Origin of the sequence: Rhodoblastus sp., from assembly GCF_019449565.1 — a bacterium.
Lineage (GTDB): Bacteria > Pseudomonadota > Alphaproteobacteria > Rhizobiales > Beijerinckiaceae > Rhodoblastus.
Window position 1 is genome coordinate 35,214 of sequence record NZ_JAGRPM010000088.1, and the last position, 16,552, is coordinate 51,765.

The window sequence follows — 16,552 nt, forward strand, 5'->3', positions numbered from 1 at the left end:
ATGGGCGCCGGAGCCGCGCCGTGTGAGCGCGCCCGTCATCGGCCCGCGCTGACCACGAGATTGGAAGCGCCCCGCGCTTTTTCAAGAGCGCGCGGCGCGGTTTCGCTGGCGGCCTATTTATGCGAATCTGTCCGCCCCGCGCAGGAAGTTTCCATGGAACTCTATGATACGCCCGCCAACCGATGTCCGCCCGGCGCCAATATCGTCGGCTTGCGCGCCAGCGACGGCGCGCAGCTGCGCGCGGCCTATTGGCGGCCCGAGGGAATTCCGCGCGGCTCCGTGGCCGTAATTCAGGGGCGGGCGGAATTCATCGAGAAATATTTCGAGACCATCGGCGAACTGCTGGAGCGCGGCTTCGTCGTCGCGACCTTCGACTGGCGCGGCCAAGGCCTGTCGCAACGGTTTCTGCGCAATCGCGCCAAGGGTCATCTGCGCCGCTCGACCGATTATCGGCTCGATCTCGAAGCCTTCATCCGTCAGCTTCTCGCGCCCGACTGTCCCAAACCCTGGTTCGCCCTGGCCCATTCCATGGGCGCGGCGGCTGTGCTGGACCATTCCGCCGCCTGCGACGCAGAGGAGCCCTTTGCGCGGATCGTCGGCACCGCGCCGATGGTCGATCTTCACGGCTTTCCAGGCTCGCACATGGCGCGCCGCCTCGCGGCGGGTTTCCGCAACATGGGCCTCGCGCGGCTGTTCGTTCCTGGCGGGGGGCCGCGCACCTTGATGGAAAAACCCTTCGCCAATAATGTCCTGACCGGGGATCAGCGCCGCTTTGTCCGCGCGGCACAAACCATCCAGGCGACGCCGGCTCTCGGTATTGGCGATCCGACGGTCGGCTGGGCCCATGCCGCCTATCGCCTGATGGATCGGTTGACCGCGGATGGCTATGCGGAGCGCATTCGCACGCCGACGCTTCTGTTCGCGGCGGGCGACGAGCGCCTTGTTTCGACGCCGGCCATCGAGCGTTTCGCGCGGCGGCTCAAAACGGCGACCTGCGTGGTGCTGCCGGAAGCGCGTCACGAAATCCTGATGGAGCGCGCGGAAATCCGCGCCAAGTTCTGGGCGGCCTTCGACGCCTTCGCGCCCGGCGAGCGCTTTCTGCACGAGGCTGCGGAAAAGATCTCACAGAGCGGCGCTTAGCGCCTCGATCGCCTGTTCGTGGACGCGCTTGTCGCCCGCCGCGACAATGGCGCCGCCCCTGGACGGGTCGCCGCCGTCCCAGGTCGTTACGATCCCGCCCGCGCCGCGCACGATGGGAATCAGGGCGACAATGTCATAGGCGTTCAGCCCGGCCTCGACCACGAGATCGACATGGCCGGCGGCGAGCATGCAATAGGCGTAGCAATCGCCGCCATATCGCGCCAGCCGGGTCTTCGCTTCCAGCGCGTCATAATGGGGGCGCAGAGGCTCCGGGATCAGCTTGGGCGAGGTGGTCATGAGCGTGGCGCGATCCAGCCCCGAGCAGGGGCGCGTCAGCAACCGCCGCGAGGCCGTCTCGCCATTGGCGCCACGGCCGGCCCAATGCGCGGCCTCGCCGTCGCCGAAAAATTTTTCCCGGGTGAAGGGCTGGTGCATCAGACCGTAGCAGGGCGCGCCCTTGTGCAGCAGGCCGATCAGGGTGCCCCACAGCGGCAGTCCGGCGATGAAGCTCTTGGTGCCGTCGATGGGATCGAGCACCCAGACATATTCCGAATCCTGCCTTTCAGCGCCGAATTCCTCCCCGATCACGCCATGATGGGGAAAGGCCTCGCCGATCAGCCGGCGCATGGCGGCCTCCGCCGCGCGGTCGGCCTCGGTCACGGGGTCGAAGACGCCGCCGCCGGACTTGTCCTCCATCGCGAAAGCGGCGCGGAAGAAGGGCATGATCGCTTCGCCCGATATCTTGGCAAGCCGCTCCACAAAGGGAACGAAATCCACCGCCGTCATTGCGCCGCCCTCCAGCTGATTCGTTTGAGACATGCCACGAACCGGGCATGAAGGCCAGAGCGGCGAGTCGGGACCAAAAATGCCCTGCGGCAGCGGCGTTTTTATCCGACCAAAGTAGGTTAAGCATTGCAGTGCGAGAGAGGCGCCCGGATTGGCGCTTCGATAAAATATTAAATTAAAACATAATGTTATGCGCTCTGTGCCTTCTTTGCCTTGGCTGGGAACGCCCGGCTCCACGCCCGAATGCGGGGATAAAGGCCCAAAACAGCCTTGCTTTTTGTGCGGCGCGGCGCCATCATTCCTTATCGCGGCGCGTTCCGCCGTCGAGGCCCAATTTTTGGGCGTTTCCTCCCTTGACTTGGGCCGCTGACAAATCGTTGGCGGTCTTTTTTTGGGCCCGATTCCTTTTTGGGCTCCTTTTTTGCTCAAGTCCTCCCGGCCCGGTTCGAGGCCGGCCGAGAACGCCGTTTTCTCTGGATTGTCCCTATTCGGCCGCCTGCCGCCAGGCGCCATTCAGTCCGAGGCCCGTCCGGGCGCCCGCCGGCGCGATCTGGGCGATGAGGCGGGTCAGGTCGGCCTTGAGCCCGGCAAAGCCGGGGCCAAGCGTGAGGCTCTTTTCGTCCATATAAAGCGCGCGATTGATCTCGATCTGCAACACATGGCGGTTGTGCGAGCGAATGGCGTAGTTTTCCGTGATGAAGCCGCCGGCATAGGGCTTGTTGCGCGCGACGCGATAGCCCATGCCCGAAAGCAGGGCATGAACCTTGTGGGAAAAGGCCGGGTCGCAGCTTGCGCCATAGCGGTCGCCAATGACGATATCGGCGTTGATCGGCTCATAGGGACGGCGGGAATCGCCGGTCGGCACGCGCGAAGGCATGGAATGGCAGTCGATGAGATAGACGGCGCCGAATTGCCGCTCGGTCCGGTTCATCAAGGCTTCGAGCCTTGCGTGATAGGGCTTGTAGAAGGCTTCGATCCGCGCCAGCCCCTCCGCGAGCGGAACGCGGTCTCGATAAATGGCCCGGCCTTCGGCAACGACGCGGGCGAGGGTGCCAAGGCCGCCGGCGACGCGCAAGGAGCGCGTGTTGGCGTAGTGAGGCGGCGCCTGGTCGAATAATTTGGGGTCGAGTTCGTAAGGCTCTCGATTGACGTCGAGAAAGGCGCGCGGAAAATTGGCGCGGAGCAGGGGGGCGCCATACAGCGGCGCGGCGGCGAAGAGCTCGTCCACAGCGACGTCTTCCGAGCTGCGCAGGGTCTGCAGGTCCAGCGCAGAGGCGGCGAGGAAGGCGGCCGGATAGGCCCGGCCGGAATGCGGCGAGGAAAAGACAAGCGGCGAGATCAGCCGTTCAGGCTCAATCGTCTCGCAATGCGGTCTGACGCGAGCCGCGTCGTCCGCGAGAACGTGCATTTGTCCAATCCTGATTCTGGCTGAAGCCGGTCCTGACCGGCTCCTCCCGTCGTTAGCAAACATGATGCCGCGCGGGGAGAATGTCCAGCCTGTCGCCCGGGCGCCACGAAAAGAACGAAATGCGTTAACTGTCGCCGCATTTTAATGATTTTTCATCTGTTGTTTACCACGATGGGTCTTTAACTGGTTCGCAAGAACGAGGGTGTCATGAACCACCAAATCCAGTCATCGGTGAAGATCCTGCTTGCGGAAGACGACAACGACATGCGTCGTTTTCTCGTCAAGGCGCTACAAAACGCCGGCTATGCCGTCATTTCCTTCGACAACGGTCTCGCGGCCTATAACCGGCTGCGCGAGGAGCCGTTCGAACTTCTGCTCACGGATATCGTGATGCCGGAAATGGACGGCATCGAACTCGCGCGCCGCGCCACCGAGCTCGACCCGGACATCAAGGTGATGTTCATCACTGGCTTTGCGGCCGTCGCGCTCAATCCTGACAATCAGGCGCCGCGCCAGGCCAAGATTCTCTCCAAGCCATTCCATTTGCGCGATCTGGTCAATGAAGTGACCCGTTTGCTGGCGGCCTGAGCGAAGAAGCGTTTTTTTGCCGCCGACGGCTTGCGCGCACCACGGCGAATCGATATACACCCCGAACCCTGACGGGGCCGATTCTACTGGCTTCGGGCGCGTAGCTCAGCGGGAGAGCACTACGTTGACATCGTAGGGGTCACAGGTTCGATCCCTGTCGCGCCCACCATTTCGAAAGCCCTGGAAACGCTGAAAATCTCAGCTTCCAGGGCTTTCGCTTTTCTAAGACCCGATCCCCGGTCAATTCAGCCGAAGCTTTGCGAACAGTCATAAGCCTGCGCCATTTTTTCGATTTGGGAGCAAGGATCGGAGTGCGGCGAGGACTGAGCGCGCCTATCTTGCGGAGAGACTCGAAAGGCCGTCACGATGATCCGCATGATGGAAAATACGCCGCCGCATCCGGAGCCCGCATTGGACGACGAACTGTGCTGGGCCGCCGTGGTCGCGCGCGACGGGTCATTCGACGGCAGGCTCTATTATTCCGTGGCGACGACAGGGGTATATTGCCGTCCCTCATGTCCGTCGCGGCAAGCCCGGCGCGAGAATGTTCGTTTCCATACGACGCGCGGCGCTGCTGAAGCGGCGGGCTTTCGCCCGTGCAAACGCTGCAAGCCGGACATCGCGCCCCTGCAAGAGCATTATGCGCGGACGGTGGCGCTGGCCTGCCGCTTGATCGAGACCGCCGAGGAGCCGCTCCCGCTGGAGCGTCTCGCCGGGGCCGTCGGCCTGAGCCCTTTTCACTTTCATCGCGTCTTCAAGGCGGTCGCCGGCGTGACGCCCAAGGCTTACGCTTCTGCCCATCGCCACAAGCGCGTCCGCGCCAATCTCAGGACGAGCGGGACCGTGACCGGCGCCATTCACGACTCCGGCTTCAATTCGAGCGGACGTTTCTATGCGGGCGTGTCGGAGGCGCTCGGCATGACGCCGACCGATTTCCGCAACGGCGGCGGCGGCGTTGAAATGCGTTTCGCGATCGGGGAATGTTCGCTGGGTTCGATTCTGGTCGCGGCCACAAGCAATGGCGTGGCGGCCATTTCGCTGGGCGAAGATCCCGAATCACTGCTCCGCGCGCTGCAGGACGGCTTTCCAAAAGCGAAGCTGATCGGCGGCGACGCCGCGTTCGAGCGGATCGTCGGCGCGGTCGTTGGACTGGTAGAGCGGCCGGCCGGCGGCTTCGATCTCCCACTCGACGTGCAGGGAACCGTCTTCCAGCATCGCGTCTGGCGGGCTCTACGCGACATCCCGGCCGGCGCGACGGCGACCTATGCGCAAATCGCCGAACGGATCGGCGCGCCGACGGCGGCCCGCGCCGTCGCCGGAGCTTGCGCGGCCAACAAACTCGCGGTCGCCATTCCCTGCCATCGCGTCATTCGCAACGATGGTTCGTTGCCAGGCTATCGCTGGGGGGTGGAGCGGAAACGCGCCTTGCTCGCAAAAGAGTCGGGCAGCGAGTTGGAATGACGGCGGGCAGTCTAGCCCTTGCCCTGCGCCAATAGCTCCACATAGGCCTCCATTGAAAGCTCCCCGCCGGCGCCCGCGACCTGCGCCCGATCCAATGCGGGGATCGCCTCCTGCACGATATCTAATCGCTTCCAGCCGGGCAGCGGAGCCGGGCGATCTGGTTTGGGGACGTATTTGGACTGCGCGAGTTTCTGGTGCGGATGGATGTAGCGGGGGCAATTGACCCAGATCGCCTCAACCGCCACGCTGACCAGGAATTCCGCGCCGGGGTATTTTTCCAGGAGCGGGTGGTCGAAAAGGATCTCGGCGTCGCCCTGCACGCGCAGACGGTTGGGCGTCTGGAAATCGATGAACAGCAAACCGACTTGCGGGACGTTCATCAGGTTTCCGGCCGAATAATACATCCCGTTGCCGTCATACCAGGGAAAGACCAGCGTCGACGGGCCTGTGATGGTCACGAATCCGCGCGCGCCGCCCTTATAGGAGACGGTTGGCCGGCCCGCCGTGTCGATTGTCGTGAGAAAGAACATGTCGAGCGACTGGATATAGGCGCTCTCCTCCTCCGCGAACTCGTTATGGACAATGGCGTTCTCCATCAGATCCGCCATCCGGCGCGAGTCGAACTTGTCCTGCAGCGCCCGATGCTGGTCGGTGTAAAACTTCGACATCGCAAGTCGCCCCTGCTCGATGCTGGCGGAACCCGGGTTCGCGCAACATCCGAGGATCCCACCCTCGGAAAAGCATTGGCAAGAGGCCCCTCCCGATAGCAGCCGGGAAAGCGCGGGGTTTTTCATGGAAATCATTTAGGTTCCGGAGCCGCCTTGCGCCGTCCAGCTTCCTTCCCTCACATTTTCGCCTTCGATCGGAAATTGACAGGCAGGTCGAAGGTCAGTTCGTTTTCCGCGATTTCCGGCGGAAGCGATCGTCGCGAGGGGAGATTTGGGCGCTGCTGTTTTCGGCGGCGCGGTCGCCGCCATCGTCGAGGGCTTCGCGGAGGCGATGCATTATTCCTGCGCTGGTCGGCCCAATCCTCAGCGTGAGCCAGCGGGGCGGAGCTGACGAGAGCAAGGGCGGCGACGCTCCAGATTTTTCCGCCATGCGAAAACCTTGAGGAATCCGGCCGATCGGTTAGACTCCCTTTCGCGCCCACCATTTCGAAAGCCCTGGAAACGCTGAAAATCTCAGCTTCCAGGGCTTTCGCTTTTCCAAGACCGCAATCCGCGGTCAATTCCCAGTTCAGGTTGCCGCTGCCTGCCGGATCATGCGCTTTTTCGCTCTCAGGCGGGCGATCCTGTTTCGCAGGGCGCGTTTCAGGAACCCCAATTCCTGCGAGGCGGCGCTGAGCTCCGAATAATCGCCGTCGTGGCGCGCCAGCAGTTCGGAGATGCGGCCTTTCAGGAAGCGGTATTTGGCGCCGATGGCGCCGAACAGCCGATCCCGCTTTCGGAGCCGCTTGAAACCTGACGTGGAAGCGCGATCCGACAACAAGGGAGCGTCGATGACGACAAGCGCCGGGAGGGGCTCGCGCCGGACGGCGAATCGAACGGCAGTTTCAAGCCGATGCAGCTTCTCGCGCAACCTTAGCTTGCTCCTCTTCAGCTCGCCGAGAACCAGCGCCTCCGGGCAGGGGCGTGCGTATTCGGCGTCAATTTCCGCCTGAATCGCCGAGTGCTTGTCGCGAAGGGCTTTCAGGTAGCTATCCATGTCTCGTTCTCCTCTTGGTCAGCGAGACAAGAATGCCGTCTTGAGGTGATAGTGCCAATTCATTGATTCAATCATCATCATAGTCTAAAACTATTGAATGGCCTTTCGTCCCAGTCACCGCCAGTTGGAATATGTCGTCGCCCTGAGCGAACTCGGGCATTTTGGCCGTGCTGCGGCGCGGTGCCATGTGTCGCAGCCGACCCTGTCCGTTCAGATCGGGCTGCTGGAAAAGCAACTCGGCGCCACCCTGTTCGAACGCACGACGAGCGGCGCCGCGCCAACGCCCGTCGGGCGTGAGATCGTCCAGCGGGGGAAGGCTGTCCTCGCCGCGCTCGACGATATCGTGGCCATCGCCGAACAGGACGCCGTTCGTCTTGGCGGCCTCTTCAGGATCGGGACCGTGCCGAGTTTCGGGCCTTATTTCCTGCCTGCGCTGCTGCGGTTGACGCATCGCAAATATCCCGAGCTGAAGACCTATATCCGGGAGGATCGTCCGATCGATATCGAGCGCGCCGTCGCCGACGGAACGCTGGACTGCGGGATCGGACCCGAGCCCCACGCCGACGCTCTGGCCTTTCGCGCCGTTGGGACGGAACGGCTATTGATTGGCCTTCCAGCCGAGCATCCGTTGGCCTGTCGCGAGGCGCTGACGTTCGCCGACCTGCGCGGCGAAAAATTCTTCAGCCTTGGCGCCGGGCACCGCCTCGCCGAAATCCTGGCCAGCCTCGCCTTGCGGACAGGCGCGGAGGTCGTCAGCGATTATGAAGGGACCAGTCTGGACGCGATCAGACAGATGGTGTCGGTCGGCATGGGCTGTTCGATTTTTCCGGAGCTTTACGCCCGCTCGGAATTCCGGGCCGACGACGATGTCGTCCTGAAATCATTGGAGGGATGGTCAGCCGAGCGCGCGGTAGGCATGTTCTGGCGGGAGAGCAGCGGCCGTATTCGGCAATATGAAAAACTCGCAACCGAGGCGGAAATCGCCGCCGCCGCCTTGGGGATCGCGTCGCATTGAAAGTGACAGGTTCAGCTTTCCCCTGTCAGAAATTCACCGAGGCCATTCACCTTTTATTAATCAGCGGAAGCGGACCCTCCCGAAGCGACGCCTTCCAGATGCGTTCAACGCTCACGTCGTATGAAGGGAAGAATCCATGTAGAAGCTCGCTATTTTCGCCGCGTTCGCCGGTTTCCTGATCGTTGGCGCGACATCCGCCTCCGCCGCGCCGATCTCGCCAATGCCTTCGAGTCATATTGAGGGTAGCAGTCCCGAAATCACCAACGTGCAATGGGGACGCCATTGCTGGCGCGACCGCTGGGGCCGCGTCCAATGTCGAGGGGCTGCGCCGGGATGGGGACCCCGCCGCCACTGCTGGCGTGACCGCTGGGGCCGGGTCGTGTGCCGCTAATCTGACGGGAAAACATCGCGCTGGCGACCTCGCATCCTACGGGGTCGCCAGTACGCTTTCGAAGCTATGCCGCATGGCGGCAGGTGCTGGGCGGCAAAGGCCGGACAGCCTTTGCCCCGCCTGCCAACATTTTTACGCGAGAGGTGGACGGCGATTCTCAGCGCCGCCAGTTCGGATGCGGTCCGGATCGGAACCGACGACCAGCGCCAGCGATATCTGATAGGTTATGTAAATCGTGATCGTCAGAGGAGGCGTCGCCATGAAGCGTTTCGCGCTGGCGGTCCTTTTGATCGCTTTTCTGGAAGGCGCGGCTCACGCAGGGCCCTGCGTCATCAACAACCCTTTTAACAGTCTGACGAACGTCAGGGCTGACCCGCTGAGCGCGGCGGTCCTGAAAAGACTCAAGAACGGTGATTCCGTCCAATTCATCGGGACCAAAAAAGATCAGCGAGGCAGAGAATGGGGCGGCGTCACATTTTCGAAAGCTGGCGCCACGGGTTGGGTGTTGCGCGAATATTTGGACTGTGGGCAGCGGGAGCCCGCCCAAATGGCCAATCATCGGAAACCACCGCCAGAGACGTCGGGACCTGGTCCGGAAACGACTGCGACGGCGACAAGGCTGGTGGAACTGAAATGTGATCTCCACGGAGAATGTTCTGGTTTAAGGCGCGGAATTAATAGCGACGATCATTCGTGTCCGAGCGCGCTTGGCGTTACAGACGGCGTATACAAGCTAATTCTCAGTTATAATGATGATTTAATAACACTTATCCATCCGGACGAGATGCAAACCACATTGCATATGGCGTGTGACGCCGACAAATGTCAGGGCTCCAGTGATGGCACACAAAAAATATCGAAATGGGCGCACGCTTTAGTTTTAACAAAAGCAAAAACTATCATTGACTATACATACCAAGTCACAACTGAGCTTGGCGACGGCATATCCTTCATGGTCACGCATGTTTATCATGGCAGTTGCAGCCGCGAGTTGCGAGGCCGATAAATAGTGGCTGACGACAGCGGCAGTGCGGGCGACGCCGCTGGTTCGGACACGGCCGGCGCGAGCGCCGGTTCCGTCTGACGAGCCCACATATCGTCAAGCCATCCGCCCTCACATCTTCGATTTCGAGCGGAAATTGACCGGCAGGTCGAAGGTCAATTCGCTATCCGAAATTTCCGGCGGCGGCGGCGGGGTCGGGTCGGCGCGCTTCATCATGGCGATCGCCGCCGTTTCGAAAATCGCGTCGCGTTCGCCGGGCGCGGCTTCCGCCTTCAGCAGATGCCCCATGCGGTCGATCCGAAAGCGCACAACGACAGTCGCGCTGCGTCCGCCGCCCTCGGCGGGATAGCGCTTGGCGTGGTCGAGATGGGCGACCAGCTTCTTTTGCCAAGTCAACCGCGCGAGCCGCGCCTGCTCAGCGAGGCCCGGCGCCGGCGCCCGGGCCTGCGTGGATTCGCGCGCCGCGAGTGAGCTTGGGGCGGCTGCGGCTTCGGACGCTTGCGCGGCTTCCGAAGCGGCGGTCGCGTTCTGCGTGACCTTGGGCTTGTCCTCGGTCGGCTTGTTGCGGGCCGGCGCGGCCTGCTGCTCGGCCTCGTCGGTATCCTGCGCCTTGGCCTCGGGCAGGTCGCTTTCCTCGATCTTCTTCTCTTGCGCGAGCGCGGCGGCGGCTGCGGTCGAGCTGTCTGCCTCGGGGCCTGGCGGCAGGAAGGAGGGTTCGCGATGCGGCGCCTCGAATTCCAGCCCGACTTCGGTCGCGTTCGCGCCCAATTCGCTATCTTCGTCGGAATTGGCGAGGCCAAAGGCGCCCAGCGCGACCGCGCCGCCGTGCAGGAAGACGGCGGCTGTCGCGGCGATAAGCCAAGGCAAGGCGAGACGGCGCGGCGGCTCGGGTGAGAAAATCTTCATGGCTGTCCTCCCGACGCGGTCTGCGCTTTCCCGGCCTCCAGCGCCACCAGCGCGATCTTGGAATAGCCGGCGCCCTTGATCAGTTCGAGTACGGCCATCAGTTCGCCATAGGCGGCCGTCTTATCCGCGCGCAGATAGATGCGGCGGTCCTTCGCCTCGCCAGCCTCCTCTCCGATCCTTTGGACCAGATCGGCGCGGGCGACCGGCGCCTCGCCTATTGCGAGCGAGAGGTCGGCCTTGAGGCTCACATAAATCGGCTTGTCCGGCTTTTTCTGCGGCGTGGCGCTGGCGGTCGGCAGGTCGATCGGCAGGTCGACCGTCGAAATCGGCGCCGCCACCATGAAGATGATCAGCAAAACCAGAATGACGTCGATGAAGGGCGTGACATTGATGTCATGCGCTTCGGCGAAATCATCATCGCCTTCGCTGGACGGAATGGATGCGGCCATGGCTCAGGCCTTTTCCATTGCTATGGGCGCGTCGATGCGGTCGAGATCGCGCGACAGCAGCCGTCCCGCCGCGCCCGCGGCGCGCTGGACCAGTTCGAGATAGGCTTTGGACGCGCGGGCGACCGAATTATAGAAAACCACCGCCGGGATGGCCGCGACCAATCCGATCGCCGTCGCCAGCAGCGCCTCGGCGATGCCCGGCGCGACGACGGCGAGATTGGTGGTCTGGGCCTCGGAAATGCCGATGAAGCTGTTCATGATTCCCCAGACGGTGCCGAGCAACCCGACGAAAGGCGCCGTGGCGCCGATGGTGGCGAGGGCGCCGGTTCCCCGCCGCGTCGCGGCCGATTCCTCCCGGGCGATCTCCGAAAAGCGCGACGCGGCGCGCTCCTGGAGGCCGCTATCGCGGCGCGCCCCCGCTGAGAGGCTGCATTCGCGCGCGGCGGCCTGCAGCAGGCGCGACAGGACATTGCTCTCGGCGCTCAGTTCCGCGCGGGCCTCGGCCAGGCTGCCAGCGCCGTCGATGCGCTGGAGCGCGTCGGCGAGGCGGCGCCGGGAGCGCCCAACCTCGGTCATCTTGGCGATGAATACCGTCCACGCCACGAGGGAGGCGAAGGCGAGAATTCCCATGACGGCTTTGACGAAGAGAGTGGCGTTAAGGAACATGATCCAGGGCGACAATTGATGCACGGCGGCGGCTCCGGGGGCGTAAGAAAACAGGTTCAGGCTTCCGCATGGGCGCGGATGAGATTGTGATAGACGTGGCTGAGCTTCACGGTTTCCGGGGCGTCGATCCCGAGCTTGCCGGCGACGCCCTGAATCGCCTGGTCGAAATCGAAAATCATCGTGCGGGCCTGCGGGTCGCGGATCATGCTCTGGATCCAGAAGAAGGAGGAGACCCGCGCGCCCCGCGTGACTGGCCGCACAAGATGAAGGCTGGACGCCGGATAGAGCACCAGATCGCCTGCCGGCAGCTTCACCTCATGCGCGCCAAACGAGTCCTCGATGGCCAGTTCGCCGCCGTCATAGTCCTCAGGCTCCGAGAGGAAGAGCGTGGCGGAGAGGTCGGTGCGGATGCGCAGGCCGGTCAGCACATCGCCGCGAATGGAATTATCGACATGCAGGCCGAAGGAGGCGCCCGCGCCATAGCGATTGAACAAAGGCGGAAAGATATGGCGCGGCACGGCCGCCGCGATGAAGAGGGGATGGCCCGTCAGCGCGGAGACGATTCTTTCGCCCAGCCGGCGCGCCAGCGCGGAATCCGGGGGCAATTGCTCGTTGTTCTTGACGACGGCCGACTGGGCTCCGGCGGTGTGGCGGCCGTCCTCCCATGCGGCCGCGTCCATGAGGTCGCGGAATTCCGCGACCTCATGTTTGCCGATGACTTCGGGAATACAGACCAGCACTTCGTCCCCTCCCTCAGAAGCGCGCGTTGAGCGTGAGAAGGGCGGTGCGGCCCGGCGCGACCATCACGAAGGGCGAGGTGCTGCGATAGAGCGAGTCGTAATAGAGTTCGTTGGTGATGTTGTTGACGGAGACCTTGGCGGTGAGCTCCTTCGAAACCTTCATTTCGACGAAGGCGTCGAACCGCCAATGCGCGGGAAGCACGGCGCCGGAATTCGCCGCCAGCGTTCCGCCGTAGATCTGGGACATATAAGTCGCCTGGCCGCCGATCTCATAGGTCTTGAAGAATTCGTATTTGGTCAGCAGGTTGAAGGATTGATGGGCGATATTGGCCAAGGGCAGGCCGACATTGGTCAGATAGAGCGTCGTGTTGGCCGGCGTCGTATTGGAGGCGGTCACCTCCGATTGCATGAGCACGACGCCGCCATTGACGCTCCATTCGGGCGTCAGCTTGCCGGCGATTTCCAGATCGACGCCCTGCACGCGATAGGCGGCGCCGGCGACGACCGTCTGGCCCACCGTTTCACGCGCGTTGGACTTGTCGGTCCGGAACAGGGCGGCGGTGGCAAGCAGGTTGCGATCAAACAATTCCCATTTGGCTCCGACCTCGATCGCGCGGTTGATTTCCGGGCCAAAGACTTGATTGGTCGCGGTCGGGGACAGGCCACCATAGGCGGAGCCGGTCGCGTCCAGTTCGGCGCCGACGGGATTGGAGGAGGTCGCGTAAGCCGTATAGAGGCTGACTGTGGGAATCGGCTTCAGGACCATGCCGGCATTGTAATTGAACAGGGTCGAATGGACCGAGTTCGAGCCCTGATTATTCGATGCGGTGATATAGTAATCGTCGAGACGGATGCCGCCGTTCAGCAGCAGCACGTCGTTATAATTGGCCGTGTCGATGAGATAGACGCTGCCGGTCGTGACGGGAACCGTCGTGGGGTTTGTGCCGAGTGTCCGATCGAAATTCGGAAAGCCGATGAAGGCGGTCTGCGGGTAGAAGATATTGATGCCGCTCAGCGACCCGGAACTGGTAAAGCCGCTGCCGAAACCCTCCGAGGCCAGGTCCGTATAGTTGTTGATCTTGACCGTTTCCTGCGCGATTTCCGCGCCGACGACGGCGGCGTGCCGGAAATCGGCGGTGTTGAAGCGGATCACCGCCTCGGTCTGGTCGGCGATGACGTCGGTGGTTTGAGAGCGGCTTTGCGGGTTGGCGCTTACCGTCCACTTCAAGGGATTGGGATTGGTGACGACAGGGCGTTCGGCGAGGGTTCCGATATAATCGAGTTTTGATTCCGCGATCCGCAGCTTGTTGCTGATCGTGACGGAATCATTGAGCTTATAGATGGCGTTGAGCGTTCCGATGTCCTGCTGGGCTTGCTGGAAATCGCGGTTGATGAAGCCATAGAAATTATTGCGGGACACGCCATATTCGGTGACAGGACCGCCGGTGACTCCAAGATTGGGCCGGTAATAAGGCACGCCGAAATCTGGAATGCCGCTGAGATCGGTGTGGATGTAATTGCCGGTAAGGATGAAGGAGTCGGCCGGCGTCCACTTGAAGGCCGCGAAGGCGCCATTGCGATTGTCCGTCGTGTAATCGCGCCCCGAAACCTCGGCGCCTTGCAGTAACCCGCCGGCCCGGACGGACAGGGTCGGTTTGATGACCTGGTTGACGTCGATCGTCACACGCTTGGTCATGTCGGTCCCATAAGTGGCCTCGACCGAGCGGAAATTGGTGTCGCCCGCAGCCTTGGGGACGATATTAATGGCGCCGCCGGCGGTGCCGCGCCCGGCATAGGACGATCCCGGGCCGCGCAGGATCTCCACCTGTTCGGTGAAGAAATTTTCGCGGATGCTGACGCCCGGGTCGCGCACGCCATCGATGAAAATGTCGTTGCGCGCATCGAAGCCACGGATGAAGAAGCGGTCGCCGAAGGCGTTGCCGCCTTCTCCCGTGCCCAAAGTGATACCCGCTGTGGTGCGGGCGACATCCCTCAGGCTCGTCGCGTTCTTGTCGGCCAGAACTTCCTTGGAGAGGATGGTGATCGTCCGGGGCGTGTTGGCGACCGGTTCCGTGAATTTCTGCGAGGCGACGCGATCGACCAGGTAAGGGTCGCCAGGATGGGCGTAGGGGCTGGGACCGGGAAGATTCTGCAGGGGGTCGGTCGCCGCCGCCGACTGGGAAGACGACGCGGACGCGGCGGCCTGGGGCTTCTGCTGACGGGCGACATTGCGCAGGGCGGCGCGGGCGCGTTGCTGGGCCACGCTGGGCTTGGCGGGCGTCGCGTGGCGCCGCGCGGCCGGCGCGTCGACGGTCAGGGCCGGCAGGGACGACGCCCGCTCCTCGGCTTCCGCCTTATCGGCGCAGGCAGCGGTGGCCAGACAGGCCAACGCCATCCGCGCGCCGGGCTGGACGGCGGCCGCAATGGGTCCACGTAGGGAAAGCGGCGTCCTGACTGCTGAATTGGCGGATAAGGTCATTGCGGGCTCCTTGAAATTTCGGTGGCTGGGGCGCGGATCAATCGGCGCTGGGCGCCTTCATCAGCGAGAACATTTCGTCCACGGTCTTCACGGCCTGAAGGCGGATCGCTTCGGAATCCTGAAGTCCGGCGATACGTACGCCGTGGATGACGGCGTGAATTTCGTCTCGGAAGTCGCTCAGAAAGCCGATCGGGTCGCGCGTCTCATTGGCGACGCGGGCGATCAGGCCGGTGAGAAGAATCTGGCAGGCGACCATCCGGCCGTTGAGTTCGTTCATGCCGCGCTCTCGCCGCGTTTCCGCGGTGAGCCCCGCCGGGAGGCTCGGCGGGCATGGGTGGTCGTTTTCGGGTGGCGGCGCGCCACGCGAATGACAGGGATCATTGGGGTTGTTCCGTTCGCGGATCGAAGCGATCACGATGAATGTCTGATGAACGGATTTCAGCCGCGATCTGGATGCGCCGCAACAAAAAGGACAAAGATTAGAAATATTCTAAACACATGTCGCGCGCACGCGCCGGCGCTTCGCCTTTCCGCGACGCGGGCGGGGCGAGAAAAATTTCCATTTGAATTCAATGCGCGCCAGTCTTTGTCGTCGGCGGCCGGGTCTGGCGCGGTCAGATCGCTCCGCGCTCGGCCAGCGCGGCGGCCATGAAGAGCTCTTCGATTCGCTGCGCCTTTTCCGGGCGGCGCACCAATGCGAGGCCATCGCCTTGGCGGACCGCGATTTCTGAATCGGGCTGCAGGATCGACTCTCCGTCCTGCCGCTCCAGCGCGACGACGAGAAAGGCGCCGGCCCCAAGCGCCTCGATACCGCCGATGGTCAGGCCGGCGCAGGCGCTGCCCGACTCGACGGTGACGACCTCGATATCGAGGCCGAGGCTTTGCAGGTCGAGGGCGAGGCGGTCGAGATTGCCGCCGCGCGCCCGGGCGATCAGCCGGGTCATGTCGCGGTGGAGCAGAAGTTCGGCGACGCGCTCCGCGCCGATCCGGGCGGGCAGCACGACGCGATTGGCGCCGGCCTGGATCAGCTTGCGCTCGGTCGAAGGCAGTTCGCCGCGCGCGATGATCGTCAGGTCGCGCTTGAGGCTGCGGGCGCTGAGCGTGATGAAGACATTGGCGGCGTCCTCGGGAAGGACGGTGGCCAGCGCGCGGGCGCGGGTGACGCCCGCCTGCCGCATGATCTCCTCGTCCGTGGCGTCGCCGTGGATGAAATGATAGCCGGCCTTGCCGGCGGCGGCGATGCGTTCGTCGGAATGGTCGATCACGACGAAATCGCCCCGGGCGGCCTTGAGTTCGTGGCAGAGCATCTGGCCGATTCGGCCGAAGCCGCAAACGATCACGTGGCTGGAAAGCTTGTCGATGTCTTTTTGCATGCGTCGGCTTCCGAAAACCTGCTGGAGCTGGCTGGCCGTGATCAACTGGAACAGGCTGCCGGTGAAAAAGATCATGCCGGTGCAGCCGGCGACGATCAAAGCGATCGTAATGGCGCGCAGAGCCGGCGTATCGACGGGCGCGACCTCGCCATAGCCCACCGAATAGACGGTCAGCACCACCATATAGACAGCGTCGTTCAGGCTCCAGCCCGAGGCGACATAGGCCATCGTGGCCGCGGCGCCCACGACCAGCATGAAACCGACGCCCGCAACAAGGTTGCGCAGCGGCGAAGCGAGAAACTGAACCATCGGAGTCCCAATTCCGGCGGGGAAAGCCTAGCGCGATCCAACTTGCCCGCTGAATGATCCATCGCAAGGCCCGCGGTCAAATGATTTCGGCGCCCCGAGGCGCGTCGCCACTCCGCCGGCGCCGGATTAAGCCG

Annotated in this window: 15 protein-coding genes, 1 tRNA gene and 1 pseudogene; 6 read left to right on the forward strand and 11 right to left on the reverse strand. The window is 63.2% G+C overall.

The window, feature by feature from the left end; all coding sequences use genetic code 11:
* Positions 1–153 precede the first annotated feature (153 nt).
* Positions 154–1,140, forward strand: a complete 987-nt coding sequence (locus QZ409_RS20620) for an alpha/beta hydrolase (RefSeq protein WP_296715098.1) — start codon at positions 154–156, stop codon at positions 1,138–1,140.
* Here the strand turns inward: QZ409_RS20620 and hisN are convergent.
* Together hisN and QZ409_RS20630 are read right to left on the reverse strand one after the other, a co-directional pair.
* A complete protein-coding gene (gene hisN, locus QZ409_RS20625; protein ID WP_296715562.1) occupies positions 1,123–1,926 on the reverse strand; it encodes a histidinol-phosphatase in 804 nt (267 codons plus the stop codon). The genes QZ409_RS20620 and hisN overlap by 18 nt on opposite strands.
* 484 nt (positions 1,927–2,410) lie before the next feature.
* The gene (locus tag QZ409_RS20630) at positions 2,411–3,334 is read right to left on the reverse strand and encodes an N-formylglutamate amidohydrolase (RefSeq protein WP_296715099.1); all 924 of its coding nucleotides are present in this window, start codon (positions 3,332–3,334) and stop codon (positions 2,411–2,413) included.
* Positions 3,335–3,541: 207 nt separating this feature from the next.
* Here QZ409_RS20630 and QZ409_RS20635 point away from each other — a divergent pair, with 207 nt between their 5' ends.
* The 3 genes from QZ409_RS20635 (at position 3,542) to ada (ending at position 5,383) form a co-directional block, all read left to right on the forward strand.
* On the forward strand, positions 3,542–3,922 hold the full coding sequence (locus QZ409_RS20635; protein WP_283364496.1) for a response regulator: 381 nt from the start codon (positions 3,542–3,544) through the stop codon (positions 3,920–3,922).
* 94 nt (positions 3,923–4,016) lie between these two features.
* A tRNA-Val gene (locus tag QZ409_RS20640) sits at positions 4,017–4,091 on the forward strand.
* 206 nt (positions 4,092–4,297) lie between these two features.
* Positions 4,298–5,383, forward strand: coding sequence for a bifunctional DNA-binding transcriptional regulator/O6-methylguanine-DNA methyltransferase Ada (gene ada, locus QZ409_RS20645; protein ID WP_296715116.1), 1,086 nt, complete (start codon positions 4,298–4,300; stop codon positions 5,381–5,383).
* An 11-nt stretch (positions 5,384–5,394) separates the two neighbouring features.
* Here ada and QZ409_RS20650 read toward each other — a convergent pair whose 3' ends face one another.
* Together QZ409_RS20650 and QZ409_RS20655 are read right to left on the reverse strand one after the other, a co-directional pair.
* Entirely contained in the window at positions 5,395–6,051 is a 657-nt protein-coding gene (locus tag QZ409_RS20650) for a pyridoxamine 5'-phosphate oxidase family protein (RefSeq protein ID WP_296715119.1), read from the reverse strand.
* Between the two features lie 568 nt (positions 6,052–6,619).
* Positions 6,620–7,087: a YdcH family protein gene (locus QZ409_RS20655; protein ID WP_296715121.1), complete on the reverse strand. Its 468-nt coding sequence runs from the start codon at positions 7,085–7,087 to the stop codon at positions 6,620–6,622.
* A 97-nt stretch (positions 7,088–7,184) separates the two neighbouring features.
* Between QZ409_RS20655 and QZ409_RS20660 the strand changes: the two genes are divergently transcribed.
* On the forward strand, positions 7,185–8,102 hold the full coding sequence (locus tag QZ409_RS20660; protein WP_296715122.1) for a hydrogen peroxide-inducible genes activator: 918 nt from the start codon (positions 7,185–7,187) through the stop codon (positions 8,100–8,102).
* Positions 8,103–8,752: 650 nt separating this feature from the next.
* On the forward strand, positions 8,753–9,499 hold the full coding sequence (locus QZ409_RS20665) for an SH3 domain-containing protein (protein ID WP_296715124.1): 747 nt from the start codon (positions 8,753–8,755) through the stop codon (positions 9,497–9,499).
* A gap of 108 nt (positions 9,500–9,607) precedes the next feature.
* Here the strand turns inward: QZ409_RS20665 and QZ409_RS20670 are convergent, their stop codons facing one another.
* The 7 genes and pseudogenes from QZ409_RS20670 to QZ409_RS20700 form a co-directional block, all read right to left on the reverse strand.
* A complete protein-coding gene (locus QZ409_RS20670; protein WP_296715126.1) occupies positions 9,608–10,402 on the reverse strand; it encodes a TonB family protein in 795 nt (264 codons plus the stop codon).
* On the reverse strand, positions 10,399–10,851 hold the full coding sequence (exbD, locus tag QZ409_RS20675; RefSeq protein WP_296715128.1) for a TonB system transport protein ExbD: 453 nt from the start codon (positions 10,849–10,851) through the stop codon (positions 10,399–10,401). The genes QZ409_RS20670 and exbD overlap by 4 nt, the downstream gene beginning before the upstream one ends.
* Before the next feature lie 3 nt (positions 10,852–10,854).
* Positions 10,855–11,550: pseudogene (gene exbB / locus QZ409_RS20680) on the reverse strand (tonB-system energizer ExbB); the annotation flags it as partial.
* A gap of 23 nt (positions 11,551–11,573) precedes the next feature.
* Entirely contained in the window at positions 11,574–12,257 is a 684-nt protein-coding gene (locus tag QZ409_RS20685) for a Fe2+-dependent dioxygenase (protein WP_296715131.1), read from the reverse strand.
* A 13-nt stretch (positions 12,258–12,270) separates the two neighbouring features.
* Complete coding sequence (locus tag QZ409_RS20690) at positions 12,271–14,736, reverse strand: TonB-dependent receptor (protein ID WP_296715133.1); 2,466 nt, start codon at positions 14,734–14,736, stop codon at positions 12,271–12,273.
* Between the two features lie 37 nt (positions 14,737–14,773).
* A complete protein-coding gene (locus tag QZ409_RS20695) occupies positions 14,774–15,013 on the reverse strand; it encodes a hypothetical protein (RefSeq protein ID WP_296715135.1) in 240 nt (79 codons plus the stop codon).
* 337 nt (positions 15,014–15,350) lie between these two features.
* Positions 15,351–16,418 (reverse strand): potassium channel protein, encoded by a 1,068-nt coding sequence (locus QZ409_RS20700; protein WP_296715136.1) that lies wholly within the window; start codon positions 16,416–16,418, stop codon positions 15,351–15,353.
* Positions 16,419–16,552 lie beyond the last annotated feature (134 nt).